The organism is Streptomyces sp. DH41, assembly GCF_029813785.1.
Taxonomy (GTDB): domain Bacteria; phylum Actinomycetota; class Actinomycetes; order Streptomycetales; family Streptomycetaceae; genus Streptomyces.
Window position 1 is genome coordinate 1 of the sequence record NZ_JARVKY010000003.1, and the last position, 25,679, is coordinate 25,679.

Below are 25,679 nucleotides of genomic sequence, written 5' to 3' on the forward strand. Positions count from 1 at the left end.
GTGGCTTGGCGGGGTGGGGTGGGGTGGGGCGGGTTGTCGGGCCGAGCGTACGGCGCCCGCCGGGCCCGGAACAGGGGCCCGGCACAGGGGTCCGGGCGTGGGCCGCCGCCGGTCATCGCGGGGAGGGCACGGTCCTGCGCCCGGCCGGCCGGGCGTGCCATGATCGGCGCCAGGCGGAAGTCGGGCCGGGTGAGGGAAGGGTGCGGGCGTGAGGCTGACGATTCTGGGCGGCGGCGGATTCCGGGTGCCGCTCGTGTACGGGGCGCTCCTCGGGGACCGGGCGGAGGGACGGGTGACCGACGTCGTCCTGCACGACGTCGACACGGCCCGGCTCTCCGCGGTGACCCGGGTACTGGCCGAGCGGGCCGCCGGGGTGCCCGACGCTCCCGAGGTGACCGCCACCACCGACCTGGACGAGGCGCTGCGCGGTGCCGACTTCGTCTTCTCCGCGATCCGCGTCGGAGGTCTGGAGGGCCGGGCCGACGACGAGCGGGTGGCGCTCGCCGAGGGCGTCCTCGGGCAGGAGACGGTCGGCGCGGGCGGCGTCGCGTACGGCCTGCGCACCGTCCCGGTCGCCGTGGACATCGCACGCCGGGTGGCCCGGCTGGCGCCGGACGCCTGGGTCATCAACTTCACCAACCCGGCCGGTCTGGTCACCGAGGCGATGTCCCGGCACCTCGGCGACCGCGTCATCGGCATCTGCGACTCGCCGGTCGGCCTGGGCCGGCGCGTCGCCCGCGTGCTGGGTGCCGACCCGGACCGGGCCTGGATCGACTACGTCGGCCTCAACCACCTCGGCTGGGTCCGCGGTCTGCGCGTCGCCGGCCGCGACGAACTCCCGCGGCTGCTCGCCGACCCGGCGCTGCTCGGCTCCTTCGAGGAGGGCCGGCTCTTCGGCCCCGAGTGGCTGCGCTCCCTGGGCGCGATCCCCAACGAGTACCTGCACTACTACTACTTCAACCGGGAGACGGTCCGCGCCTACCAGGAGGCGGACCGGACCCGCGGCGCCTTCCTGCGCGACCAGCAGGCCCGCTTCTACGACGAGATGCGCCGCCCCGAGGCCCCGGCCCTGGCGGCCTGGGACCGCACCCGTGCCGAACGCGAGGCCACCTACATGGCGGAGAACCGGGAGACCGCGGGCGCGGGCGAACGCGAGGCCGACGACCTGTCCGGCGGTTACGAGAAGGTGGCGCTGGCGCTGATGCGGGCCGTCGCCCGGGACGAGCGCACCACGCTCATCCTCAACGTCCGCAACCGCGGCACGCTGTCGGTCCTCGACGCCGACGCCGTGATCGAGGTGCCGTGCCTGGTCGACGCCAACGGCGCCCACCCGGTGGCCGTGGACCCGTTGCCGGGGCACGCCACCGGCCTGGTCTGCTCGGTCAAGGCGGTGGAGCGCGAGGTCCTGGCGGCGGCCGACTCCGGCTCCCGCGCGGCAGCGGTACGCGCCTTCGCCCTGCACCCCCTGGTCGACTCGGTCAACGTCGCCCACCGCCTGGTGGACGGATACACGGCGGTCCATCCGGGCCTGGGGTATCTGAGGTAGACGGAGGCCGCTCGGGGGCCGCCGGGCGGCCGGCCCTCGCGCGTCGTCCTACGCGGGAGTTCCGGCGGCCGGGTCCGGTGCGGTGGCGGCGATCGGGCCGACGGCCGGTGCGGTGGCCGCCGGATACTTCGCGGACGCGGACGCGGACGCGGACGCGGGAGCCGGAGCCGGAGCCGGCGTGGCGGGGAGGTCCGCGCGCTGGTGGGGCAGGGCCACGGGCCGCAGCGGGCGCGGTCCGGACAACACCGTGTAGTCCTGGCCCAGGAAAGGCGGCGTCAGCTCGCCCGGGTCGTCACCGAGGGCCAGCCGGACCGCGGCCCACGGCACGTTGATCCCGCACAGCGCCAGCTGGTGCAGCCCTCCGGCCGGGCGGGTGTTGACGTCCATCAGGACGGGCCGGTCGCCGTACATCCGGAACTGCACGTTGGACAGGTGGTGCAGCCCGAACACCTCGGCGATCCGCCGTGCCGGCGCCAGCCACCGCTCATGGAGCGTGAACCCGCGGCGGCGGCCGTTCTTGGTGCGGCCCACGGCCAGCCGTACCCGGTTGTCGGGCCCCGTCAGGCAGTCCACCGAGACCTCCGGCTGTTCCAGCCGAGGCATCACCAGCCAGTCGACCGGCTCCTGTGCCTCCCGCAGCGCCTCGACGACCATGCGCAGCGGCACGGACGGACTCGGGAAGCCGCTCAGGTGCGTGAGGGAGAAGGGATCCCGGGTGATCATCCGGAAGCCCACGCCGCCCGCGCCGGACGCCGGTTTGAAGCACGCCTGGTGGCCCTGCGCCTCCAGCTCCTCGACGGCGGAGACGAGTTCCTGGGCCGTGCGGACCCGCCACCACGGAGGCACCGGGACGCCGACGGCCCGTACCGCCTCGTAGGCGATCACCTTGTCCTGGAAGACGGCCACCGCCTCCGGCGGCGGCGCGAGCAGCGCCGTACCGGCCGCCTCGAACTCGGCGCGGTGGGCCACGACCGCGGCCTGGTGCAGCCGGGGCACGAACACGTCGATGCCGCGCCGCGCGCACTGGTCCAGGGCGTACTCGACGTAACCGCCCGGGGACAGGCCCTCCGGCTCCAGGTCGGCGGTGTCCGCGGCGGCCAGTACGGGGGAGTCCGGGTCGCCGTGCGTGGCATGGATCTCGACGGCCCGGTCGGCGGGATTCCTCCGCAGCTGATCCATGAAGAAGACGTTCTCCGCGTACGTGCGATTGAGCCATACGCGTACGGGAGAAACCATGCGGGCCGCCTTTCACGGTTCGCGGGCAGGGCGAAGCGGGGCCGTGCCCGGCCGGGGGGTTGGAGGGACACCAAGCCGCCCTGCGCGGAGGGAATCGTGGCGGTGGTGTTGGGCCGATCATAGGGGGTCCCCCGCCTCCGAACGCAAAGCGCGTCGCCCGGACGCACCAGCGCTGCCACGGGGGCCGGGGGCCGGGGGTCCTGGTCCGGGGGCGAGCCGTCCTTGTGACCCGAGCCCGGGATGTGATCTCGTGACGTCGAGCGCGCGTCCGGAAGGGGTGGGGATGACATCGACGGTCGGTGGCGCGGGGCAGTTGTGGGGCATCAGCGACCTGCACATCGGCTACCCGGAGAACCGCGCCCTGGTCGAGGAGCTGCGCCCCGGCTGTGACGACGACTGGCTCCTGGTGGCCGGCGACGTGGCGGAGACGGTCGCCGACATCCGCTGGGCCCTCGGCACCCTCGCGGACCGCTTCCGCCGGGTCGTCTGGGCCCCCGGCAACCACGAACTGTGGACCCACCCCAAGGACCCCGTCACCCTCCGCGGGGCCGCCCGCTACGAGCACCTCGTCGAGATGTGCCGCGAGCTGGGCGTGACGACACCCGAGGATCCGTACCCCGTGTGGCACGGAGCCGGCGGCCCGGTGGTCGTCGCACCGCTGTTCCTGCTCTACGACTACTCGTTCCTGCCCGCCGGATGCGCGACCAAGGACGAGGGACTGGCGTACGCCGACGGCACGGGCGTCGTGTGCAGCGACGAGTTCCTGCTCCATCCCGACCCGTACCCCAGCCGCGAGGCGTGGTGCCGGGCGCGGGTCGCCGAGACCGAGGGCAGGCTCGCCGCCCTCCCCGCCGGGCTGCCGACAATCCTGGTCAACCACTACCCGCTGGACCGGCACCCCACCGACGTCCTGTGGTACCCCGAGTTCGCCATGTGGTGCGGTACCCGCCTGACCGCCGACTGGCACCGGAGGTTCCGGGTCGACACCATGGTCTACGGGCATCTCCACATCCCGCGGACCACCTGGCACGAGGGTGTCCGCTTCGAGGAGGTGTCGGTGGGCTACCCCCGCGAGTGGCGCAGGCGGAACGAACCTCCGGGACGGCCGCGCCGTATCCTGCCGTCGCCGTCGAGACAGGAGGTGGACCGGTGATCGAGGAGTTGCTGCCCGACACGGTCGTCGCCGTGGAGGCGCACGGCCACGACGACGCCGGGCACCTGCCCCTCTACCCCGAGGAGGAGGCACTGATGGCACGGGCGGTCGCCAAGCGCCGGCGGGAGTTCACCGCCGTCCGGTCCTGCGCCCGCCGGGCCATGGAGAAGTTCGGCGTGCCCGCGCAGCCCGTGCTGACCGGCGAGAGCGGGGCGCCGCGCTGGCCGGAGGGCCTCACCGGCAGCATGACCCACTGCGACGGCTACTGTGCCGCCGCCCTGGTCCGCGTCACCGACCTCGCCTCCCTCGGCATCGACGCGGAACCCGACGCGCCGCTCCCGGACGGAATCCTGCCCGGCGTGGCCCTGCCCGTCGAGGCGGAGCGGCTGCGCCGGCTGGCCGACGAGCGTCCCGGCGTCCACTGGGACCGGCTGCTCTTCAGCGCCAAGGAGTCGGTCTACAAGGCGTGGTTCCCCCTCACCGGGCAGTGGCTGGACTTCACGGAGGCCGCCATCGAGATCTCCGCGGACCCCGTCGATCCGCGCCGCGGCACCCTGCGCGCCGCCCTCCTGGTGCCGGGACCGACCGTGCGGGGACGGCGCCTGACCCACTTCGACGGCCGCTGGACCTCCCGGCACGGTCTGATCGCCACGGCGGTCGCGGTCCCGCACACCTGAGCCTTCCGGCACCGCCGGTGGTTCCCGCCGCCCGCGCTGTCCGCCGCCCGCCCTGCCCGGCGGCGCCCTCCGCGCGCCGGAGCAAGGAGTGCCGGGCCCCGCGTCACGGCCGGGGACACCAGCTCCGCAGCAGCCGGAAGAACTCCTCCTCGTTGCCCGCGAGTCCCGCGGCCTTGAGCGCCTCCTCCGCCTCGGCCAGTACGGAGGGCGGTACGACGGGCGGACGAGCGGCGCCCTCCGGTCCCGCCGCGGTGTCGAAACCGGCCCGCACGGTGTGCAGGAGCCGCAGGTAGGCCTGAACGGCGGTGCGCTCGTGGTCGGTCAGTACGGCGGTGGTCATCGGTCGGCTCTCCCCACAACGACGTCAGCGGTCACGCGCCCCCGCACAGCGGCGGCACACTCCCAGCTTGCCGCCCACCACTGACAATCCCGCCGAGCCGCGCCCCGTACGCGGCCCGCGACAGCCCGATCGAGTCATCAGCCCAGGTAGCCCAGCGACGCGCCGATCCGCCCCGCCAGGTGGTCCCGCCGCACCGGCCCGCGCAGCGAGGAACCGGCCAGCCACGTCCGGCACTTGCTGGCCAGCAGCAGCCCGAAGGCCTCTGCCTCCTTCTCGTCGGCGAGGTCGAAGCGGGAACGCGCGGCGACCGCGCGTACCGTCGCGCGCAGTGCCTCGTCGTCCCGGTCCGGGCCGTCCCCGGCGAGGAGCCGGGCCGCGACCGCCGTGCCCTCGACGTGGTGGCCGCGGTGCCCCGCCGTCATGTGCCACAGCTCGTGCCCCAGGATGACCAACTGGTGATCGGGCGCGGTGCGTTCCTCGACGACGACCAGGTCCTGGTCGGCCATGTCGAGCCACAGGCCGCTGGCGGTCCCGGGCGGAAAGGCGGCCATGCGGAACAGCACCGGACGGCCCCGCCGCCTGCTCATCGCCTCGCACAGCGCCGTGTGCAGCTCGGCGGGCCGCGCCGGGGCGGGAAGCGTCAGCTCCCTGACCAACTCGCCGCACAGGCGGCGCATCTCCTTACCGATGCCCACGTTTCTCCCCAGGCTCACGACTCGGGCCGCTTGACGCTCTCCAGGAGCATGTCCAGCCACTCGGCGACCTTGTCGCGGTGCTGGTCGGTGGGCAGTTGGGCGGCCCGCCAGGCGATTCCGCGCACGCCGTGGTCCTGCAACAGCCGCTCCAGCGGGTCGCCGTCGGCGGCCGCCGCCTCCCGCTCCCGGTCGGCGAGCTGCTGCAGCAGCTCCTGCTCGGTGCGCTGCAGGGCGCCCGCGAGCGCCTCGGGGTCCTCGGCGGTGAGGAATCCGGCGTGCACCCGGAAGAAGCGCTGGATGGCGTCGCAGTGCTCCATGGTGGGCCGGCGGTCGCCGTTGATGAGGGCGCCCGCCTGCTGCCGGGACATGCCGGCGCCGTCGGCGATCTCCTGCTGGGTGTACCTGCGGCCGTTCGGCTTCAGCCGGGTACGGCGCAGCAGGTCCAGGCGCTGCACGAACCGGGCCTGTACGTCGGGTTCACCCGCCGCCCGGCCGCCCAGCAGGGCTCCCAGCACGGGCTCGGGGACGCCGGAGGCGGCGGACAGACGGCCGACGTCGAAGACCTCGGTGTGCGGTACGCCGAGCCGGTTCGCGAGTGCGGTGACGCGGGCGACGACGGCCGGCAGCGCGGTCGTCGGCATGGCACCCGGACCCTCGAAGCCATCCGTCACCGACAGCTCTCCTACGTCTCTCACAGGCCTCACAGGCTTCTCACAAGCGGTTGCCGTGAACTTCCCGGAGAGTAGCCTGCGGTTCGAACTCACATCCAGGTCTCGCCACAACTGTGGCCAATTTCAGCCGTGAACAGGCACGAAATGCCACGATAGTTGACACGCCTCTGTCGGGGCACCAGGATCGGGACGCCGCGAGAAGGCCGCATAGGCAAGAGGGGTGACCTCCCGATGGCATTTCAGGCAGGAGGGCAGCGGCCGGCGCCGCGGCCCGCCCCCGCGACCCCCGAGGCCCAGGCGTACCTCCAGGACTACACCACGCTCCTCGACGCCCTCCCCTTCCCCTCCCTCGTCGTCGACCACCGCTGGGACGTGGTGCTGGCCAACGGTGCCTTCCGGACACTCTTCCGGGGGACCGGACCGCACCCGACGGCCATGCCGGGCGACAACTTCCTCAGGTTCGTCCTCTTCCACCCGGACGCGTCCGCGGTGCTCGGTGAGCACGAGTCCAGCTGGTGCCTGCCCATGCTGGCGCACTTCGCCGCCGCCCTGGAGCGGCACGGCCACGACGCCGGCCTGCAGGCCGTCCGGCGCGAGATCGCCCAGGACCCGATCATGGAGGCCGCCTACCGCCAGGGCCTGCCGCACTGGATCCGGGCCGTCGGCGCGGAGGCCGTCGAACACGACGGTGCCGTACGGCCGCTGCACCACCCCGATCCGCGCTGGGGCGACACCGAGTGCCGCGTCGTGGTCGAAAGCCCCCGGGCGCTGGAGGAGCTGGGCTACACCCGGCTGACGCTGGTGCTGCGCGAGCCGCGCCGCACTCCGCACCGCCCCGCGCGCCCCCGCCGCGGCGCCGCCCACCTGAGAGTGGTGCCCGCCCCCGAGTGACCCGCCGCGCGCGGTCACCCAGGCCCGTGAGGTGGCGGCGCGTCCGTCTTGACCGGCTGGGCCGCACCGCGTTTCGCCGCCTGGATCTGCTCGTACACATGGGTGCGCAGCTCGGCGAAGCGCGGGGCCACCCGCGTATGCGCCTGGTCCCGTTCGGTCGGCAGGTCGACCTCGAGCTGCTCCCGCACGACGGTGGGGGAAGCGGACAGCACGACCACGCGTTCGCCCAGGTAGACGGCCTCGTCGATGTCATGGGTGACGAACAGGACGGTGATCCCGCGCTCCCGCCACAGCCGCCGCACCAGGTCCTCCAGTTCGGCGCGGGTCTGCGCGTCGACCGCCGCGAACGGCTCGTCCATCAGCAGCACCTCGGGCTCGTACGCCAGCGCACGCGCGATGGCCACCCGCTGCTGCATGCCTCCGGACAGCTGCCACGGATACGCCCCGGCGGCGTCCGCGAGGCCGACCGAGGCGAGAGCGTCCGTGACCAGCTCCCGGCGCCGCGCCTTGCTCAGGTCCTTCTGTTTCAGGGGGAGTTCGACGTTCTCGCCGACCCGCATCCACGGGAACAGGCTGCGTCCGTACTCCTGGAAGACGAACGCCATGCCGGGCGGCGGACCGGTCACCTTCCGTCCGGCCAGGTACACCTCGCCGGCCGTCGGGTCGAGCAGTCCGCCCACGCACTTCAGCAGCGTCGTCTTGCCGCAGCCGGACGGACCCACCAGGCAGACGAGTTCTCCGGCCGCCACGGTGAAGGTCAGGTCGCGCACCGCCTCGACGCGCCGTCCCGATCCCTCGTACACCTTCCTCAGACCGCGTACGTCGAGCATGGACCGCCCTTTCAGAAGCTTCATCCAGGCCGCCGGGCGGCGGCGCGCAGGCCGTGGTACCAGGCGAGTGCCCGCCGCTCGACCAGCTGGAAGAGGACCGAGAGCACGAAGCCGAGCAGACCGAGCAGCAGGATGCCGGTCCACATGGCGGGGATGGCGAAGGAGCGCTGGAACTGCACGATGGTGAAACCGAGCCCGTTGCTCGCGGCGAACATCTCGCTGATCACCATCAGGATGATCCCGATCGACAGGGCCTGGCGCAGCCCCGCGAAGATCTGCGGGCTCGCCGCCCGCAGCACCACGTGCCGCAGCCACGCGACGCCCGTGATGCCGTAGGAGCGGGCCGTCTCGGCCGTCACCGCGTCGAGGGCCCGCACCCCCTCGACCGTGTTGAGCAGCACCGGCCACACACAGCCGGTGGCGATGACGACGATCTTCATCGTGTCGCCGATGCCCGCGAACAGCATGATCACCGGCACGAGGACCGGTGGCGGCACGGCCCGCAGGAACTCCAGTACCGGCTCGCACACCGCCCGCACCCACCGACAGGAGCCGATGAGCGTGCCGAGCGCGACGCCGGCGACGGCCGCGAGCGAGTAGCCCGCCGCGAGCCTGAGCATGCTGGGCAGTACGTCACCGCGCCACCGTTCGCCGGTCCACACGTCCGGGAAGGTCTCCAGGACCGTGCCGAGCGGCGGCCAGTACACGTCCTCGCTGCCGGCCGAGGACGCCCACCAGACGGCCACCAGCACGGCGGGCAGCGCGAGTACGTACACCAGCCGCAGCAGTACGCGCCTCACACCGCCACCTCCCCGCGCACCGACTGGTGCCAGGCCAGCGCCCGTCGCTCCACCGACCGGGCACCCACGTTGATCAGCAGTCCGAGCAGACCGGCGACGACGATCAGCGCGTACATCTCCGGCACGGCCTGCGAGGTCTGCGCGACGGCGATCCGGGCGCCCAGCCCGGGGGCGCCGATGACGAGTTCGGCGGTGATGGCGAGGATCAGCGCGACGGCCGCCGCGAGGCGCACCCCGGTCATGACGTACGGCAGCGCGGTCGGCCACAGCACGTGCCGGACCCGCGCCCAGGCGCCCAGACCGTACGACCGCGCCGTCTCCTCGGCGACCGGGTCGACGTCCTGGACGCCGTACAGGACCTGGATCAGCACCTGCCAGAAGGCGGCGTACACGACCAGGAGCAGTACCGAACCCAGCTCGGTGCCGTACAGCAGCACCGCCAGCGGGATCAGCGCGACCGACGGGATCGGGCGCAGGAACTCGATCGTGGACGCCGTCGCCTCGCGCAGGTACGGCACCACCGCCAGGAGCACCCCGACGACGATCCCGGCGCCGACCGCGAGGGTCAGGCCCAGCGCCCAGCCGGTGAGGGTGTCGCCGAGCGCGGTCCAGAAGGCGCCGTCCGCGACCTCCGTGGCGAGCGCGTCGGCGATGCGGCTGGTCGGCGGGAAGTACTCCTCCTCGACCAGGCCGAGGCGCGGTACCGCCTCGCCGAGGGCGAGGAAGGCCGCGAGGCCGGCCGCGCCCAGCGCGGCGTTCGCCCCCTTCACGGCAGCAGCGCGTCCAGGTCGGGGGACCGCTTGAACAGGCCGTCCGCGTAACCGAGTTTGCCCAGTGCGATGAGGGAGGAGCGGTTCGGTTCGACCGGCCACTTCGGCAGGGTCACCTTCGCCAGCACATCCGCGGGGATTTTGGTGTACGTGGTGACGATCTCGCGGACCTCGTCGGGGTGGGTGTCGGCGTACGCGAGGGACTCGGCGGTGGCCTCCTGGAACTTCTTCACCACCTCCGGGTTCTCCTGCGCGTACCGGGTGGAGGTGAAGTACATGGCGACCGTCAGTTTCGGTGCGATGTCGACCATGGGGGAGGCGATCTCCCGGCCGCCCTGGTTCTTGATGGTGGCCAGTGCCGGTTCCACCACCATGGCCGCGTCGATCCGTCCGCCGTCGAGCGCGGCCGGCATCTGGTCGAAGGCCAGCTCGACGAAGTCCACCTTGTCGGGGTCGCCGCCCGCGGCGCCGACCGAGGCCCGTACCGCGGTCTCGTTGATGTTCTTCAGCGTGTTGATGGCGACCTTCTTGCCCTCCAGCTCCTTCGCCGACGTGATCGGGCTGTCGCCCTTGACGGTGAGCGCCTCGAAGTCCTCGCCCACCACGCCGGTCGAGGCGATGCCGTTCGCCACCGCCTTGACGGGCACGTTGTTGGACTGGGCGATCATCAAGGACGTCATGTTGCTGAAACCGAACTCGAACTGCCCGCTGACCACCCCGGGCACGATCGCCGCGCCGCCCTGCGCGCTGGAGAAGGACAGCTTCAGCCCGCGTTTCTCGAAGAAGCCCTTCTTCTGGCCGAGGTACAGGGGCGCGACATCGACGATGGGGATCAGGCCCACCTCGACCTCGGTGGTGCCGCCGGACGAACCGGCGTCGTCCGACCCTCCGGAACCGGACGAGCCGCAAGCCGTCGCGGCGGCCAGGACGGACACGGCCGTGAGGCCGACGAACAGACGACGCATGAACTCCCCCTGTGGGACCGGACCAGGTACTCCGACAGGCTGTGCGCGGACAGCACGGTTGTGCTCAGCGAGAACGTGTTCAGCGGGAACGTAGGGCCCGCGCGAGGCCAGGTCAATGCCCCTGTCGATATGGGCCGTTGACCGTTCAACCGGGCATCGTTGACAGTGCGGGACGCGCACTCGTAGCGTGCGCCCTGCGTACGGCCGTTCGTGCCGCACGTCCTGCCGTGAGGCTCTTGCCGGAGGCCAGATGCCCGATGCAGCCCGCGCACCGCACTTCGTCAGGTCCTTCGAACGGGGCCTCGCCGTCATCCGGGCCTTCGACGCCGACCACCCGGCGCTGACCCTGAGCGAGGTCGCCCGCGCCTGCGAGCTGACCCGCGCGGCGGCCCGCCGCTTCCTGCTCACCCTGGCCGACCTCGGCTACGTGCACACCGACGGCCGGCTCTTCCGCCTCACCCCGCGCGTGCTGGAGCTCGGCTACTCCTACCTGGCCGGCTTCACGCTGCCGCAGATCGCCGAACCGCACCTGGAGCGACTCGTCGCGCAGGTACGGGAGTCGTCCTCGCTGTGCGTCCTGGACGGCGACGACGTCGTGTACGTCGCCCGTGTCCCGACCAGCCGCATCATGACCGCGTCGATCACGGTCGGCACCCGCTTCCCGGCGCACCTCACCTCCGTGGGGCGGGTGATCCTCGCCGCTTTGCCGGACACCGAGACCGAATCCCGGCTCGCCCGTGCCGACCTGCGCCCGCACACCGCCCGCACCCTCACCTCGGCGGACGCCCTGCGCGCGGAACTGCGCAGGGTGCGGCGCCAGGGTTACGCGCTCGTCGACCAGGAACTGGAGGACGGCCTCAGATCCGTCGCCGCGCCGGTGCGGGACCGGGACGGCGAGGTGGTGGCCGGCGTGAACATCGCGGTGCACGCCGGCCGCACCTCCCTGGAGTCCGTACGCCGGGACCTGCTGCCGTACCTCCTGGCCACCGTCACCCGGATCGACGCGGACCTCAGGATCACCGGTCAGGGCATCGCGGGTCAGGGCGTCACAGGTCCAGCACGAGCCGCCGGCCACGACAGCGGGACACGCAGATGAGCATGGTCTCCCCGGCGGCCCGTTCCGCGTCGGTCAGTACCGAGTCCCGGTGGTCCGGGTCGCCCTCGACGACGTCGGTCTCGCAGGTGCCACAGGTGCCCTCCGTGCACGAGTGGAGCACCTCGACGCCGGCTGCGCGGACGGCGTCCAGGACGGAGACGCCGGGCGGGACGGTGACCGTGCGCCCGCCGCGCGCGAGGACGACCTCGAACTCCGTGTCCGTGCCGCTCGGCTCCGCCTCCTTCGGGCGGAACCGCTCCACGCGCAGGATCCCGGCCGGGCAGCGCGCCTCGACCGCGTCCAGCAGCGGCCCGGGCCCGCAGCAGTAGACGAGGGTCCCCTCGGGCACGTCGTCGAGCACGGAGGCGAGGTCCAGCAGCCCGGACTCGTCCTCGGGGACGATCGTCACGTGGTCGCCGTACCGCTCCAACCGCTCGGTGAACGCCATGGTGTCCCGTGTCCGCCCGCCGTAGAGCAGGCTCCACCGGGCGCCCGCCTCCTCGGCGGCGGCCAGCATGGGCAGGATCGGGGTGATGCCGATGCCGCCGGCGACGAAGCGGTAGCGGGCTGCCGGGTCCAGCCGGAAGTGGTTGCGCGGTCCTCGTACCCGGACCTTGTCGCCGGTCCTCAACTCGTCGTGGACGTACGCGGATCCTCCGCGCCCCGCGGCCTCGCGCAGTACGGCGATCCGCCACACGGCCCGGTCGGCCGGGTCGCCGCACAGGGAGTACTGCCGCTCCAGGTCCGGTCCGAGGACGACGTCGATGTGGGCGCCCGGCTCCCAGGCGGGCAGCGGTCGGCCCAGCGGATGACGCAGGGCGAGCAAGAGCACGCCGTCGGCCGCCATCCCCCGGCGTTCTACGACGAGTTCGTCTTCGTACGGGATCATGAGCCGTTTCCGGGGGAGTGGTGGACTCGCGGGTGTACCCGGGAGTGGCCTCGCGGGTGGGCGAGCATCCAGTCCCACATCGTGACGGGGTCCTCGGCGGTGTGCTCGGCGCCGCAGTGGCAGGTGCCGTGCAGGACGTCGGTGCCCGGCAGCCAGTCGACGCGGTACACCTCGCCGGTGCGCCCGCTCATCGGGCCGCCCGTTCGACGGGCTTGTCGCCCTCCTCGGCCAGCCGGGCGAGGATGCGGCGGGCGGCCAGGCCGCCGGTGTCGATGTTGATGCTCAGCTCCTGGTAGCCGGTGCGCTCGGAGCCGAGCGTGCGCTGGAGCAGGTTGAGCGCGTCGACGTCCTGCATGACGACCGTGCGGTTGTTCTTCCGCAGGAACTCGGTGACCTCGGTGTCGTCCGTCGCCCAGTCACGCGAGAGGGCCCAGAAGTCGTACACCTTCCCGTCGCCGGACGGTGTGATGGCGTAGGTGATCTCGGTGTGGAAGCCGTTCGGATCGCTGCCGTCCGCCTCGGGCACCACACCGGTCGGGGCGACCCGGCTGTGCAGCAGGTACAGACAGGGCGCGTGGTACTCGATGTCCTGCCACCGGTCGATGCGCCCCCTGATGCCGGTGGACCTGGCGTAGAACGGCGGGCACTCGGCGTCGTCCATGTGCCGGCTCACCCGTACGATCCCGGCGCCCTCGTCGACCTCCGTGGTGATCGGCGTCTCGGCGACCCCGGGCGTGCCGATGTAGCCGCCGTGCAGGTATGTCTCGTGGGAGAGGTCGAGGAGGTTGTCGACCAGCAGCCCGTAGTCGGCGTCGATCGGCTCCATGCCCCGGACCGTGACCCAGCCGGGGGAGTCCAGGTGCGGGGCGCGCGGGACGGCCCCGGGGTCGGCCAGGGCCGGGTCGCCGATCCACACCCACACCAGGGAGTCCCGCTCGGCCACCGGGTAGGAGGCGACGCGGGCGGTACGCGGAACGCGCTTCTGACCCGGCACGTACACGCAGGTCCCGGTCGTGTCGTACGTGAACCCGTGGTAGCCGCACACGATCCGGTCGCCGTCCAGCCGCGTCGGTGCCTCGGACAGCGGGTAGCGGCGGTGCACGCAGCGGTCGTGCAGGACGACCGGGGTGCCGTCCTCCTCGGTGCGGTAGAGGACGAGCGGCTCACCGAGAACCGTGCGTCCCAGCAACTCGCGGCCGACCTCCTGACTGTAGGCGGCGACGTACCACTGGTTCCTGGCGAAGGCGGTCATGTGCGGCATCGTTGCGGCTCCCGTCCGTCGTGGGTGAGGGCATCGTCGGGGAGGACGGCACGGCCCGGCAACGCTTCTTCCGTCTCACGGAAGGGGATCGGGCGGGACTGTCGGTGGGTGCCCCTAGTCTTTCGCCAACGTCACCGCGGGGCGCGCCGATCAGGGCCGTCTGCTGCGCCGTGCCGTGTTCCGAGTGGTGGGAGAGGCGAAGAACCTATGGGTTGGCTGGCAGCGGGCGGCACCTACGAAGTCGCGTTGGTGGAGGGGCGGGTGGTGGCCCGGGCCGCGTCGGGGACGTCCCCGGCCGGGCAGGAGGGCGAGCGGGGCAGAGCCCTGCCGGCGGAGATCCGGGACCGTCCCGAGGTCGTCGAACTCCAGCGCTTCGCCGAGTGGCTGGACCGGCACGCGGCCGAGTGCGCGGCACAGGTGGGCGACTGGATGGTGTCCTCACTGCCCGTGCCGGCCGCGCTGCTGGCGCGGGTCTGGCCCGACGAGGCATGGCAGGCGGCGCTCCGCGACATCGTCGTCGTCGGTGACGGCCCGGGCGACGTCGGCTTTCTGCGCGACGCGGACGACTCGGGCGGACTGCGGGTGGTGAATCTGGACGGCGAGACCGTCCGCCTGGCGGCCCGGACGGTGACCATGCCGCACCCGGTCCTCCTCTCCGATCTTGACGAACTCCGCGTATTCGCCGCTGAGTTGGGCGTGGTGCAGGGTGTCGAGCAGATCCACCGCGCCACCTGGCGCAAACCAGAGGGGATCGACCTCGGGGCGCACGCGGTCACCGAGTTCGCCGACGCCGAGTACCGCTCGTGGTTCCACCTCTCCTCCCGTGCCACGTCCCTCGGCTACCGGATCTCCGGCAGCGGCGTCGTCGACCGGATCCGGGACGCCGGACGGGTCATCACCGCCACGGTCGGCATGAGCGATCCCTACACCGAGGAACAGGCCTGGACCGGCGACCTGACCTGGAGCGACGAGGACGGGCCCGGCCGGAACCTCCCGTTGACCGAGGTCGGCCCCGTGGCCTGGTCCGAGGGCATGCGCATGGCCGCGGCCCTGCACGCCGGCCGCACCGTGACCACGGACGGCGCCGAGTGAACGGCAGCGGTACGCCCACCCAGGAAAGGCACATGAGCATGAGCGACGGGACGACACGGGACAGGGCGGCGGCGAAGACGGAGGAACTGCTGCGTGCCGGTGCGGTGCTGCCGCCCGGCACCGCCGGGGGAGGCGACCGGGCCGTGCCCGTGTTCACCCGGGCCTACCGGCATCCGGCGCTGGAGGGCCGGACCGTGGTGCGCCTGATCGCCGAGGACCGGACCGAGAGCACCGGCACGGGCTTCCTCGGACTCGAACCCTTGGGCGACCCGGTGGAGGTCGGTGTCGGGCAGCACCGGGCCATGGGCTTCCCCGAATGGGTGCTGGTCCGGCATCCCTCGGACGGCCACCTGGCGATGTCCCTGGTCGAGGAGATGGACAAGGTCGCGCGGATGGTCAGATCCCGGGCGAAGAAGGCCCGCGCCACCTACGAGTCGATCGGCGAACGCCTCGCCGGATCCGTACCGCACTTCCTGCCGACCTTCTACGAACAGGCCGGCCGGGTGTTCCTGGGCGCCGACCAGACGGCGTACGCGTCCCAGATGTTCGTCAACGCCCGCAAGGCCGAGACGGCACACGGGCTGCCCTTCGACGAGGCGCGCATGGACGCGGTGTTCCTCGAGTTCGCCCTGGCCGGTGCCGTACCGACGAAGATCCTCTCCAGCTACGCCAAGGGCCTGTCGTCCCGCGTACCGGCCAGGGCGGCCTACCGGCACCTGCGCGGGCTCTTCGTCCGGCTCGCCGCGCACGGCGTCCCGCCGTCGAGTCCGGGCGCGGCCGACCTGCGGCGGCTGGCGAAGGCGGTCGCGGGCGGGAACGCGCTCGCCGAGGAGATGACCTACCTCCGCGAGATACTGCCGCTGCCCGGCACGGCCAAGGCACCGACCGGCTGGTGGAAGGCCCACCGGGCCGCCCTGCTGGAACTGACCCGGCGGGAGCCCGCCGTCCGCGGCACACTGCTGGGGCTGCTGCCCACCCAGTGGGAGCGGGACGAACTGCCTCAGTGGATCGACCTGCTGGAGAAGTCCGGGGCCACCGCCGGGCTGTGCGACGCCACGCTGCCCGCCGAGGAGCGTTCCCCCGACGGCACGGTCGGATGGACCCGCAGATTCCTGGCCCTGTGCGACACCGACCGGAGACACACCGCGCCGCCGGAACTGTACCCGCTGGTCGACCGCATGGCCGACGTGCTGCGTGCCGAACTCCACGCCCACGGGGACGCCCTGCAGCCCCCCGGCGGCGACGTCAACCTGCTCGACCAGCTTCTGGCCCTGCGCGTACCGGTGGCGGATCCCGGCGAGGACCGGTGGCTCCACCTGCACAACTGGGCGGCCTGCGAGCACCGGCGGGATCTCCTCGCGCTGGCGGCCGACGCCCGCTTCCATCCGGCGTTCCGGTACAGCTGCCCCGACTCGGACCACGGCTACAGCGAGCAGACCGTCGTCAACCTGGCCCGGTCTCCCGGCGGACGACCGATGCTCGCCACCTGGGTGGAAGAGATCAGCCGGAAGTACCTCACCAGCGAACTGGCCGAGTTCTCCGGCTACTCCGGCGCTCTGCACACACTGTCCTGGCTGCCCGGAGAGGTGCTGGCCGTCGCCGCCGACGAGGTACGGGAAGCCCTGGCCACCGGCGTCGCACCCGCCCTGGCCCGCACCCTGCGCACCGGCGTCCTCGACGAACTGGGCTGGCCCGCATGGGAGGAGGCCCTGCGGTCCGCCGCGTCGCGCGACGAGGAGCCGCGCGTCAGGGTCACCGACAGCTGGCCGTACCTCATCGTGCTGTCGGGGCCGGAGGTCCGGGTGATCGGGGCGGAAGGCACGGTGCTCGCGTGTGAGCCGCGCCTGACGGACGGCCGGGACCGGCCCTGGACGGTCTGCTACCAGTACGTCGACGGCGCGTTGTTCGTCTACTGGCGCTCGACCGGCGCGTCCGACTGGGAGGGATACTGGCACGACGGCACCACCGCCTCGCCCCGCGTGATGGTCGAGGGCTCCACCTACTCCTCCCACCCGTGCGACGTGAACGGGGACAACGGCGTCAACGGGGGCTTCTCTCCCGTGTCCCTGCCCCTGCCCGGTGGCGGCCGGACCAGCGGCCGCGGAGTGCTGCGCCGGGGGGACGCCTTCGTACCGGGCATGCGGCTGGTCGTCGGCGACGGCGTCTCGTACTGGGTGTGGGCCAGGGAGCAGACCGAGGACGGACGGTACGGCTGGCGGGAGTACGACCCGGTCGGCGACACGGTGGGCGAGGCCGGAGCACCGGACTGGTTCGACGACGCCCTGCGCACCGCGCCGGAGGGCAGCACCCTCGACACCGCGTGGCTGCGGCCCGCCCTCTTGGCCGCGCCCGGCCCGATGTGCGCCCCGGTGGACGGGGTGCTCGGCTGGCGTGTGGTCACGCTGCCCGACGGTTCGAAGCAGGGCGAGGACCTGACCGGACGCTCGGTCGTCGTGCCGCCCGGAGCGAGGTGGAGCCTCGACCACGCACTGCTGTTCCCCGGCGCCGACCGGCCGGTGGCCGTGACCCGGAAGGGACGCGACATCGAACTGCGCGACCCGCGCGGATCGGTGCTCGCCGCCCTCTCGGGCCACAAGGCCGGCCCCTTCACCGCGGGCACCGCCCTGCTCCCGCCGGTTCGCTACTGGCATCTGCTCCAGCCCCGCGACCCGCAGGGGTCCATGGCCCTTCGCCGGATCGGCGAGGACACCGCGGCGGCGCTCCTGGAAGCGGTCATGGCGCAGGCCGGGGACGAGACGGAGGACCCGGAGGCGGTGCCCGCTCTGATCCAAAAGCTGCTGCCGCAGGTCGGCCACGAGGCGCTGCGCGCGGGCATCACCGGAGTGGTGCGGTTCGCCGCCGAGCAGCAGCGCGTCCTGGACGCGGCGCGCGCCCGGCTCGACCTGGAGATCGAGGGTGCCACCCCCGTCAAGCCACGCCCCGCGCTCGGCGACCGGCTGCTCGCCTCGGCGCTGAACGGCGTCGGTCTGACCGAGCGCGACGCACGCGGGTACTACGACTTCCGGCACTGCATCTTCGAGCTGCCGCAACTGCTCTTCCGGTCCATGAAGGGCCTGGCCGAACCCGCCGCCGCGGGCACCGCGCACCTGTCCCTGCCCGAACAGGGACCGCTGGAGCACCTGAACGCGCTGGCCCTGCCCGAACTGCCCGCCGTACTGGCACTGCGGGCCGCCTCGGAGTCCACCGTGGAGGAACACCGGCGGGCCCTGGACGCCTTCCTTGAGGAACTGGACGCGCGGGAGCTGACGGAGCTGGACCCCCGCCACTGGCGCCGCGTCCGGCTGTGTCTGGAGACCAGCCTCTTCGAGGGGCCCGACGCCGTGCGGGGCTACACGGACGAGACCGTCCTCGACCTGGGCGCGGGCGCGTTCCTCGTCTTCCCCGACGACTGGTACCGGTTCGTCCACCAGTACGGCCACCACGAGATCAGGGGCCGGCACTACGGCGCGATCCACCACGACCCGTCCGGCCGGTTCGAGACACCCGCCCCCTACACACCGGTCTCCGAGGAACCGTTCGTCCCGGAGCCGACGCGGGCCCCCGGCTGGGTCGCCGCCTTCCGGGCCGAGCTCGCCGAGCGCGGCCCCGCGCCCTGGCGCCCCGAGGCCGCCGAGGAGTTCGCCCGGCTCACGGGTCTCACCCCGACCACGGCCCGGCTGGTGCTCGCCGGTATGCCGCAGATCGACGACAAGCGCGAGGCCGTGCCCCCGACGACCCTCAAGGTGATCGGTGTGAAGTCGGCCGACGCCCGCGTGGCCAAGGACGAGTTGAGGTCCCTCGACATCGGCGCCCTGCGGGCCGTCGTGGCGGCGCTGCTGCCCACCGAGCCGTCCCGGCTGTGGACGGACGGCCCCGACGTGGCCGCGGCGGCCGAGGTCTGGAACGAGCGGCTGGGCCGGCGCGTACCCGTCCCCGAGGACGTACTCCACGACGCCGCCCGCACCGTGGAGTCACAGGGCTGGGCACCGGGCGAGGCACTGCGCGGTTTCCTCGACGTGAGCGCCGAACCACGGCTGAGCAAGGACCTGACGTGGACGGCGGGCAACTACTGTCCCGTATCGGCCGAAGGCACGGTCGGTTTCGACGACCGCGCGCTGAAGACAGCGGTACCCCTGGCCGCGTGGCTGGCCCACCGCCTCCCGTCCGGCGACCCGATGCGGGCCGTCCTGCCCTCAGTGCTGACCGCGATACGCGACCGGCTGGCTCACCCGGGACTGCTGCTCGCACTCGGCGGGAATCTCGACCTGGAGGCGTACCGCCTGGCCGCCGGCGACCCCACGGAGACCGGCGACGGCTTCGAACGCCACGGCGCGGTCGTGCTGGGCGTCGCCGGCTCCATGCCGTACGCCGCCCTGCGGACCGCCCTGCTCGACCCGGCCGGAAACGACCCCCACATGGCGGCGCTGTTCCCCGGTCAACGGCCGACCGTCGTCACAAGGGCCCTGCGCCTGGTCCACGACCGGCTCTTCGCCGAGCTGCTCGCCGACCCCGGGAACCCGGTGGCGGGCGAGCGCGACGCGGACGGGCTGTGGTGGCCGCAGGACCCCGCCCGGTCCGTGCCCGACCTGGTCGAAGAGGTGACCGAGCGGTGCGGCGTCGGCGCGGACGCCGCCGTCCTCTACCTGATGCTGCTCGCCATGCCGGACCCCACCGACCGCAACACCGCGCGCTGGACCGGCTGGGGGAAGCAGCGCGGCGGAACGGCCCGGCTCCGCGCCGCCCGCGCCGAACTCGCGGCCACCGACCTCGTGGTCGAGGGCAACCGCTCCAAGGCCGGACGTTCGCTGTTCCTGCCCGGCGGCTGGGCACAGTTCGCCAATCCGCACCTGCCGCTGGAGCGGTGGAAGCTGCCGATGTACGACCTGCTCCACGGTGAGAGCCCCGTACTGGGCGTCGTCGTACCCACCCGGCCCGTCGCCGGTCTGTACCGCGAGGCCTGGCAGCGGGTCCTGGACGGGGACGGGCCGCAACTGGAGGCACTGGAGGTGCCGCGACCGCGCAAGCGCCGCCGCTGAGTTCCGTCAGTCACCGAGTACCACCAGGAGAGGGGACGGTCGCCGCGTGCGGCCGTCCCCCGCCGAACCACTCACTGGGACCCATGACCGCATGACCGCGAGAGAAGAGGCGGCCGCTCAGGTGGCCGCGCCGGAGACCCGCACCCGGCCTTACCTGATCGGCGTACGGCACCACAGTCCCGCACTCGCCGCCGCCGTACCCCGGCTGCTGGACGCCGCGGCGGCCGACGTCGTCTGCGTCGAACTGCCGGCCGACTTCCAGCCGTGGCTGCCGTACCTCTCCGACCCGCGCACCGCCGCGCCGGTGGCCCTGACCGGCGCGTACGAGGACGGACGGCTGCGCTCGTACCCCCTCGCCGACTTCTCTCCGGAACTGGCGGCGATCCGCTGGGCACGGGCACGGGGCGCGGAGGTGATCTGCGCCGATCTCCCCCTCACCGACCCCCGGTGGCCGGCCGGAGCCGACGCCTGCGCGGGACCGGCCGGGCCGGACGAGGACGACCTGTGGGACCGCACCGTGGAGTCGTCGGCTCCGGGCAGCACTCCCGAGGCCGTACGCCGTGCCGCCCTGCACGTCGGCCGGGCGCTGCGCCGGTACCGGCGGACGCACGGCGGTGTCGCGGCCGTCGACCTGGCCCGCGAGGCACACATGCGCCGCGCCGCCGCCGTCGCCGCCGCGAAGGGGCGCCGGGTCGCGGCGGTGATCGGCGCCTTCCACGCCCCCGGCCTGACGGGCGAAGAGGAACCTCCGCGGCCGGCGGCGCCTGCCGACGGCCTTCCCGGTGGCGGCTCGGCGGTCGTCACCTCGCTCGTGCCCTACGCCTTCGCCCTGCTGGACCCCCGCTCCGGCTACCCGGCCGGCGTCCGCGACCCGCGCTGGCGGCAGGCCGTGCTCGACGCCGGGGGCGATCCCGGCCGGATACGCGACGCCGCCGCGCGCGTCATCACCGAACTCTGCCGGGAGATCCGCGCGTCCGGGCACACCGCGGGAACCGGCGAGGCGATCGAGACCCTGCGGCTGGCCTGCGACCTCGGCACCCTGCGCGGCCTGCCCGCCCCCGGCCGAAGCGAACTGCTGGAAGCGGTGACGTCCGTACTGGGCCAGGGCGAACCGCTCGGCCGGGTCCTGGAACCGGTACTCGTCGGCGCGGAGCGCGGTCACCTCGCCCCCGGCACACCCCGTTCCGGACTCGGCCCCTGGGTGGAGGCGGAGCTCGCCTCGCTGCGGCTGCCCGGCCCGGGCGGCCCCGACCGCCGGGAGCTCCGGCTCCAGCCGCTCCGCTCCGCCCTCGACGCCCGGCGCGAGATCCTGCTCCAGCGCCTGCGGGAGTGCGGAGTGGGCTACGCCGAGCCTGCCGAGGTGTCCGCCACGGGGGACGGGAGCGCTCTCACCACCCGCTGGCGGGCGGCCTGGACCCCGGCGGTCGTCGCCCGGCTCGAACTGGTGGGAGTCAGAGGCGTCACCGCCGCCCAGGCGGCCGACGGCACTCTCCGCGAGAACCACCGTCGTGCGTCGCGGGCCGCCGGCGGAACCACCCCGGCCCAGGTCGTCGAAGTCCTGGGCGCCGCGGCCAGATGCGCGCTGCCCGACCTGATCGGCGACTGCCTCACCGAGGCCGCGCGCGTACTGCCCGCCACGGCCACACTGCCCGAACTGCTCCATGCCCTGGACCTGTTGGAGTCCATACGGCGCGAACACCTGCCCGGCACCACCGAACGGGTACGCCTCCGGGCGGCCGGGCTCTTCGACACCGTGCTGGAAGCAGCCGTGCGTGCCCTGCCGGGGCTGGCGGGCAGCGGCGAGGAAGAGGACGCTCTCGCGATCGTCACCCTGGCCGTCCGAAGCGGCGAGGAACGCCTCGGCCTGCGGTTGGACGGCGAGCTGTACCGGCTCTCCGTCACGGGGTCCCCGCTGGTCCAGGGTGCGGCCCTCGCCGCCCGGGTGCTGCTCGACCTGGACGGTTCGGACCTGCTCGGCCGAAGGCTCGCCGGGTGGGTCGACACGGCCACCGGACCGGACACCCGGCGTCGGCTCGAGCGCCGGCTCACGGGGGTGCTCATCGCCGCCGGTCCACTGATGGAGTACGTACCCACCGCCCTGGACCCGCTGTTCGAGCGCGTCGAGACCATGAGCGACCGCGACTTCCTCGACCGGCTCCCCGCACTGCGCGGCGGCTTCCGGGCGCTGACCCCGGCCGGCCGGGGCCGACTGCTCGCGGCCGTGACCGGCCGTCTGGGCCACCGGCCCGACCTGCGGCTCCCCGCCTCCGCCGAGCTGGCCGGACGGTGGGCCGAGGCCGACCACGAAGGACTCGCCGTGCTGCGGGCGGTGGGGCTGGCCGGGCTGGTGAGTCCCTCGGCGCCGGCGCGCACGGACACCGGCGCCCCTTCCTCGCCGCACACGCAAGACCCGGCCCCGAACCGGCCGGGGCCCGGGGCCGCACGGATCCGCCCCGCCGACCGCTGGCGGCTGCTGCTGAGCCGCGACACGGCGAAGCTGCCCCCGGACCTCATGCCGTACGCCTGGGCCCTCGACGAGCTGTTCGGGCAGGACGGGACGGAAGACGGGGAGAGCAGGGGCGGCGGCGAGGAGGACGGCGGTGAGGCGGACCCGCCCGGCGGCCGCGACGACGACGGCGACCGCACCGGCGGCCGGGGCCCGGGCTTTCCCAGTGCCCGGCACTGGGCCGAGCAACTCGAGGCACTCTTCGGCGCGGACATCCGGGAGGAAGTCCTGGGACGCGCCGTGGAGAGCGGCCGTACGGACGTCATCGCCCACCTCGACCCCGCCTCGGTACGCCCCTCCGTGGAGCTGCTGTCCGCCGTGCTGTCGCTCGCCAGGGGGATGCCCGAACAGCGCGTGGAGAGCCTCAGGCCGCTCGTCAAACGGCTGATCGACGACCTCACCCGGGAACTCGCCACCCGGCTGCGTCCCACGCTGACCGGCCTCACCACGCCGCGCCCCACCCGGCGCCCCGGCGGCCGGCTCGACCTGCCCCGCACGCTGCGGGCCAACCTCACCCACACCCGCCGTCTGGAGGACGGCGGGGTCGAGGTCATCCCCGAACGGCCGGTCTTCACCACCCGCGCCGCACGGGAGAACGACTGGCGGCTGATCCTCGTCGTCGACGTCTCCGCGTCCATGGAGTCCTCGGTCATCTGGTCGGCGATCACCGCCGCCGTACTGGGCGGCGCGCCCATGCTCTCCACCCACTTCCTCACCTTCGGCACACAGGTCGTCGACCTCACCGACCGGGTCGCAGACCCGCTCTCCCTGCTGCTGGAGGTGAGGGTGGGCGGCGGCACGCACATCGCGGCCGGAGTCGCGCACGCCCGCACGCTGGTGCGGGTGCCGAACCGCACGCTGATGGTGGTCGTCAGTGACTTCGAGGAGGGAGCCGCGATCGAGGGGTTGCTGGCCGAGGTCAGGGCCGTGGTCGGTGCCGGTGTCCAGGCGCTGGGCTGCGCCGCCCTGGACGGTGACGGGGTGCCCCGCTACTCGGTGCCGGTCACCCGGCGACTCGTCGCCGCCGGTATGCCGGTGGCCGCCCTCAGTCCCCTCTCGCTGGCCCGCTGGGTGGGCGAGCGCGTCCGTGGAGCGACCCGATGACCCCCACCCGTCCGGACAGCCCACTCCCACCGGTCGCGCCGGAGGTCCTCGCCTCCGCGGTGGAGAGTCTGACCACGCGGCTGCGTGGCAGACTCGACGCGGCGGTCGAGGCCCTGGCCGCCGCGCAGGTCACCACCGGGGACGGGACGTTCGGCGTCCGCTGCGGCGACGACGTCACGGTGACACTGGCGCCGGGCCCGTCCGGCGCGGTCACCGACGCCGCACAGGCCCGCTGCACCTGCCTCCTGGCACCGCGCTGCCTGCACCGGACGGCGGTCCTGGGCGCCTGCCCGGTCGCCGACGCCGAACCCGCCCCGCCCGCCGGTTCTACCCCCTCCGCATCCACCGGGTCCACAGCCGAGGCAGCACCGCGGTCTGCGCACCGTCCGCCCGACGCGGGGGGCCCGGCGGTCCAGGCCGACCAGGTTCGTGCCGCGGCCGGACTGTGGGCGGCGGGGGCGACCGTGCTCTCCGCCGGAAGGGCCGGTGCGGGACCGGTCGTTCAGGCCGAACTGCTCCGCGCCGCCCACACGGCCCGGCTGGCGGGCCTGCACCGCGCGGAGACCGCCGCCCTGGGGGTGGTGCGCCACCTGCGGGACGCGCGGGACCCGGACCGCCCCCACAGCCTCGCCGACCTGGTCGCCGCCCTGCGTGAACTCCTCCTCGTCACCCGCCGGGTGAAGGACGGCGACCCCGACCCGGCACTCGTCGGTTCCGTCCGCCGCAACCACCACCCCGACGGACCGCTGCGGCTCTACGGAGTCTGCCGCGAACCGGTCATCGGGCCGGACGGCCTCGGCGGAGTGGTCACCCACCTGGTGGCCGACGACGGCCGCTGGTACACGCTCCGCGACGTCGAGCCGGGCGGCCCGGCCCGGGCCCGCCGAGCCGGCACCGCCCATGTCGCCATCCGGTCCTTCCTGAGCGACCACTTCCAGATGTCCCGCGGCGGCCTGATCCTCTCCGGCGCCGCGGTCTCCCCGGACGGTCGCCTCCTGCCGGAGAAGGGGGTCCGTGCCACCTTCGCCGCCGGACGCCCCTGGACCGCCGCGGACGCGCCGCCGGTCGCCGCCGGCCAGGTCACCGGGTCCGCCACCGACCGGCTCCCGGCGGCCCTCACGGGTGGCCCCGGGGAAGCCGGGCACGCCCGGCCACTGACCGGCTGCGACGTGGAGATCCTCGCGGCCGACGGCGAGGAACTCGTGGTCCGGGTGGTGCCGGGGCGGGGTGGCGACGCGTCCCCGGCAGGACGACCCACTCCCGGACCGCCGGTCAGGCTGGCCCCCGCGCACCGTCATCCCGGTCTCGCCCACACCGCCAACCTGCGGCGGCTCGGCGCGCGTCCGGGGCTGCGGATCCGGGTCCTGGGGCGCGTCGACCCCGACCGGGCCACCACCCTCCGCCCGCTGGCCGTGGGCGCGGTACCCGGTACCGAGGCCACCCTGCGCCTCCCGGGCGCCTGGCAGGGCCGCGCCGATCTCGGCTACGACCATCTCGGGAGCGACCACTTGCCACCGGACCTCCCGCCTCCGTCCGCGCCCTTCGGCGCTCCCGCGCCGGCCACCGCCGCCGACTCGCCGCTCTGGCGCGTTCGCCGGCTGGTCGAGCTGGCCGTCGCGGGCGGACGCCGGGCCGCCGCCGAACCCGCGCGCGACGACGACCGCCACGGCCACGTGCTCGCGCTGCGCCGCGGCGGATTCGTCACGGGCGCCGCACTGGCCGCCACGCTCGGCACGGTGGCCGCTCGGCGCACCCGCGACGCGTTCGGCCGCCTCGACGACGGCGATCAGGACCGGTATGCGGCCCAGTGGCTCGCCACCGCCGTCTACCTCGCCGGAGCCGAGGCAGCCCTGCGCGACGCGAGCTGGCGCGGATGAGCTCGGCGGCGGGGCCGGCGGGATTCGAACCCGCGGACAGGAGGGGCAGGGCCCGCCCGGTTCCCGTCAGTCGACATGCACGGAGCCTCGTCCACGTCGATCGCGATGGGCCGCTCTGCCACGGCCCCGCAGCCTGCGGGCAGCGCGCGCTCCCGCTCCGGTCAGCCTAGGGACGCGGGCCCGTCCGGGCGAGGTGTTTTTCCTGCCGCCCGCTCTCCGCACGCGCGCCTCCCTCACGTGTACC

Annotated in this window: 20 protein-coding genes; 9 read left to right on the plus strand and 11 right to left on the minus strand. The window is 73.8% G+C overall.

The window, feature by feature from the left end; genetic code table 11:
- The first annotated feature begins 208 nt into the window (after positions 1–208).
- On the plus strand, positions 209–1,546 hold the full coding sequence (locus QC283_RS06590) for a 6-phospho-beta-glucosidase (protein WP_279560412.1): 1,338 nt from the start codon (positions 209–211) through the stop codon (positions 1,544–1,546).
- A gap of 48 nt (positions 1,547–1,594) precedes the next feature.
- Here QC283_RS06590 and QC283_RS06595 read toward each other — a convergent pair whose 3' ends face one another.
- Positions 1,595–2,782 carry an ATP-grasp domain-containing protein gene (locus QC283_RS06595; RefSeq protein ID WP_279560413.1) on the minus strand — a complete coding sequence of 396 codons (1,188 nt, stop codon included), beginning with the start codon at positions 2,780–2,782 and terminating at the stop codon, positions 1,595–1,597.
- Positions 2,783–3,065: 283 nt separating this feature from the next.
- Between QC283_RS06595 and QC283_RS06600 the strand changes: the two genes are divergently transcribed.
- Both QC283_RS06600 and QC283_RS06605 read left to right on the plus strand, forming a co-directional pair.
- Positions 3,066–3,935 carry a metallophosphoesterase family protein gene (locus tag QC283_RS06600; protein WP_279560414.1) on the plus strand — a complete coding sequence of 290 codons (870 nt, stop codon included), beginning with the start codon at positions 3,066–3,068 and terminating at the stop codon, positions 3,933–3,935.
- On the plus strand, positions 3,932–4,612 hold the full coding sequence (locus QC283_RS06605; protein ID WP_279560415.1) for a 4'-phosphopantetheinyl transferase family protein: 681 nt from the start codon (positions 3,932–3,934) through the stop codon (positions 4,610–4,612). The genes QC283_RS06600 and QC283_RS06605 overlap by 4 nt, the downstream gene beginning before the upstream one ends.
- Before the next feature lie 103 nt (positions 4,613–4,715).
- Here QC283_RS06605 and QC283_RS06610 read toward each other — a convergent pair whose 3' ends face one another.
- The 3 genes from QC283_RS06610 to QC283_RS06620 all read right to left on the minus strand — a co-directional run bounded on the left by QC283_RS06610 (position 4,716) and on the right by QC283_RS06620 (position 6,318).
- Positions 4,716–4,952 carry a hypothetical protein gene (locus QC283_RS06610; protein WP_279560416.1) on the minus strand — a complete coding sequence of 79 codons (237 nt, stop codon included), beginning with the start codon at positions 4,950–4,952 and terminating at the stop codon, positions 4,716–4,718.
- Between the two features lie 137 nt (positions 4,953–5,089).
- On the minus strand, positions 5,090–5,629 hold the full coding sequence (locus QC283_RS06615) for a toxin-antitoxin system, toxin component (protein WP_279560785.1): 540 nt from the start codon (positions 5,627–5,629) through the stop codon (positions 5,090–5,092).
- Positions 5,630–5,661: 32 nt separating this feature from the next.
- A complete protein-coding gene (locus QC283_RS06620) occupies positions 5,662–6,318 on the minus strand; it encodes a helix-turn-helix domain-containing protein (protein WP_279560417.1) in 657 nt (218 codons plus the stop codon).
- A 231-nt stretch (positions 6,319–6,549) separates the two neighbouring features.
- Between QC283_RS06620 and QC283_RS06625 the strand changes: the two genes are divergently transcribed.
- Positions 6,550–7,209: an MmyB family transcriptional regulator gene (locus tag QC283_RS06625; RefSeq protein ID WP_279560418.1), complete on the plus strand. Its 660-nt coding sequence runs from the start codon at positions 6,550–6,552 to the stop codon at positions 7,207–7,209.
- Positions 7,210–7,223: 14 nt separating this feature from the next.
- Here the strand turns inward: QC283_RS06625 and QC283_RS06630 are convergent, their stop codons facing one another.
- The 4 genes from QC283_RS06630 to QC283_RS06645 are packed head-to-tail and all read right to left on the minus strand — an operon-like array spanning position 7,224 to position 10,574.
- Positions 7,224–8,063: an ABC transporter ATP-binding protein gene (locus QC283_RS06630; RefSeq protein ID WP_279560419.1), complete on the minus strand. Its 840-nt coding sequence runs from the start codon at positions 8,061–8,063 to the stop codon at positions 7,224–7,226.
- Positions 8,060–8,839, minus strand: a complete 780-nt coding sequence (locus QC283_RS06635; protein WP_279560420.1) for an ABC transporter permease — start codon at positions 8,837–8,839, stop codon at positions 8,060–8,062. The genes QC283_RS06630 and QC283_RS06635 overlap by 4 nt, the downstream gene beginning before the upstream one ends.
- The gene (locus QC283_RS06640; RefSeq protein WP_279560421.1) at positions 8,836–9,609 is read right to left on the minus strand and encodes an ABC transporter permease; all 774 of its coding nucleotides are present in this window, start codon (positions 9,607–9,609) and stop codon (positions 8,836–8,838) included. Before QC283_RS06640 ends, QC283_RS06635 begins: the two co-directional genes overlap by 4 nt.
- The gene (locus tag QC283_RS06645; RefSeq protein ID WP_279560422.1) at positions 9,606–10,574 is read right to left on the minus strand and encodes an ABC transporter substrate-binding protein; all 969 of its coding nucleotides are present in this window, start codon (positions 10,572–10,574) and stop codon (positions 9,606–9,608) included. Before QC283_RS06645 ends, QC283_RS06640 begins: the two co-directional genes overlap by 4 nt.
- A 250-nt stretch (positions 10,575–10,824) precedes the next feature.
- Between QC283_RS06645 and QC283_RS06650 the strand changes: the two genes are divergently transcribed.
- The gene (locus QC283_RS06650; RefSeq protein WP_279560423.1) at positions 10,825–11,670 is read left to right on the plus strand and encodes an IclR family transcriptional regulator domain-containing protein; all 846 of its coding nucleotides are present in this window, start codon (positions 10,825–10,827) and stop codon (positions 11,668–11,670) included.
- On the opposite strand, the gene QC283_RS06655 is transcribed toward QC283_RS06650, so the two are convergent.
- From QC283_RS06655 to QC283_RS06665, 3 genes are read right to left on the minus strand one after another with little or no spacing between them, the layout of a single operon-like run.
- Positions 11,621–12,559: a PDR/VanB family oxidoreductase gene (locus QC283_RS06655; RefSeq protein ID WP_279560424.1), complete on the minus strand. Its 939-nt coding sequence runs from the start codon at positions 12,557–12,559 to the stop codon at positions 11,621–11,623. The genes QC283_RS06650 and QC283_RS06655 overlap by 50 nt on opposite strands.
- Positions 12,556–12,750, minus strand: coding sequence for a hypothetical protein (locus QC283_RS06660; RefSeq protein ID WP_279560425.1), 195 nt, complete (start codon positions 12,748–12,750; stop codon positions 12,556–12,558). Before QC283_RS06660 ends, QC283_RS06655 begins: the two co-directional genes overlap by 4 nt.
- Positions 12,747–13,820: an aromatic ring-hydroxylating dioxygenase subunit alpha gene (locus tag QC283_RS06665; RefSeq protein ID WP_279560426.1), complete on the minus strand. Its 1,074-nt coding sequence runs from the start codon at positions 13,818–13,820 to the stop codon at positions 12,747–12,749. Before QC283_RS06665 ends, QC283_RS06660 begins: the two co-directional genes overlap by 4 nt.
- A 207-nt stretch (positions 13,821–14,027) precedes the next feature.
- Between QC283_RS06665 and QC283_RS06670 the strand changes: the two genes are divergently transcribed.
- From QC283_RS06670 to QC283_RS06685, 4 genes are all read left to right on the plus strand, one after another.
- Positions 14,028–14,912: a DUF4132 domain-containing protein gene (locus tag QC283_RS06670; RefSeq protein ID WP_279560427.1), complete on the plus strand. Its 885-nt coding sequence runs from the start codon at positions 14,028–14,030 to the stop codon at positions 14,910–14,912.
- A 32-nt stretch (positions 14,913–14,944) separates the two neighbouring features.
- A complete protein-coding gene (locus QC283_RS06675; RefSeq protein ID WP_443032559.1) occupies positions 14,945–19,948 on the plus strand; it encodes a DNA-binding protein in 5,004 nt (1,667 codons plus the stop codon).
- A gap of 91 nt (positions 19,949–20,039) precedes the next feature.
- Entirely contained in the window at positions 20,040–23,558 is a 3,519-nt protein-coding gene (locus tag QC283_RS06680) for a DUF5682 family protein (protein ID WP_279560428.1), read from the plus strand.
- A complete protein-coding gene (locus QC283_RS06685; RefSeq protein ID WP_279560429.1) occupies positions 23,555–25,435 on the plus strand; it encodes an SWIM zinc finger family protein in 1,881 nt (626 codons plus the stop codon). The genes QC283_RS06680 and QC283_RS06685 overlap by 4 nt, the downstream gene beginning before the upstream one ends.
- Positions 25,436–25,679: the final 244 nt, after the last annotated feature.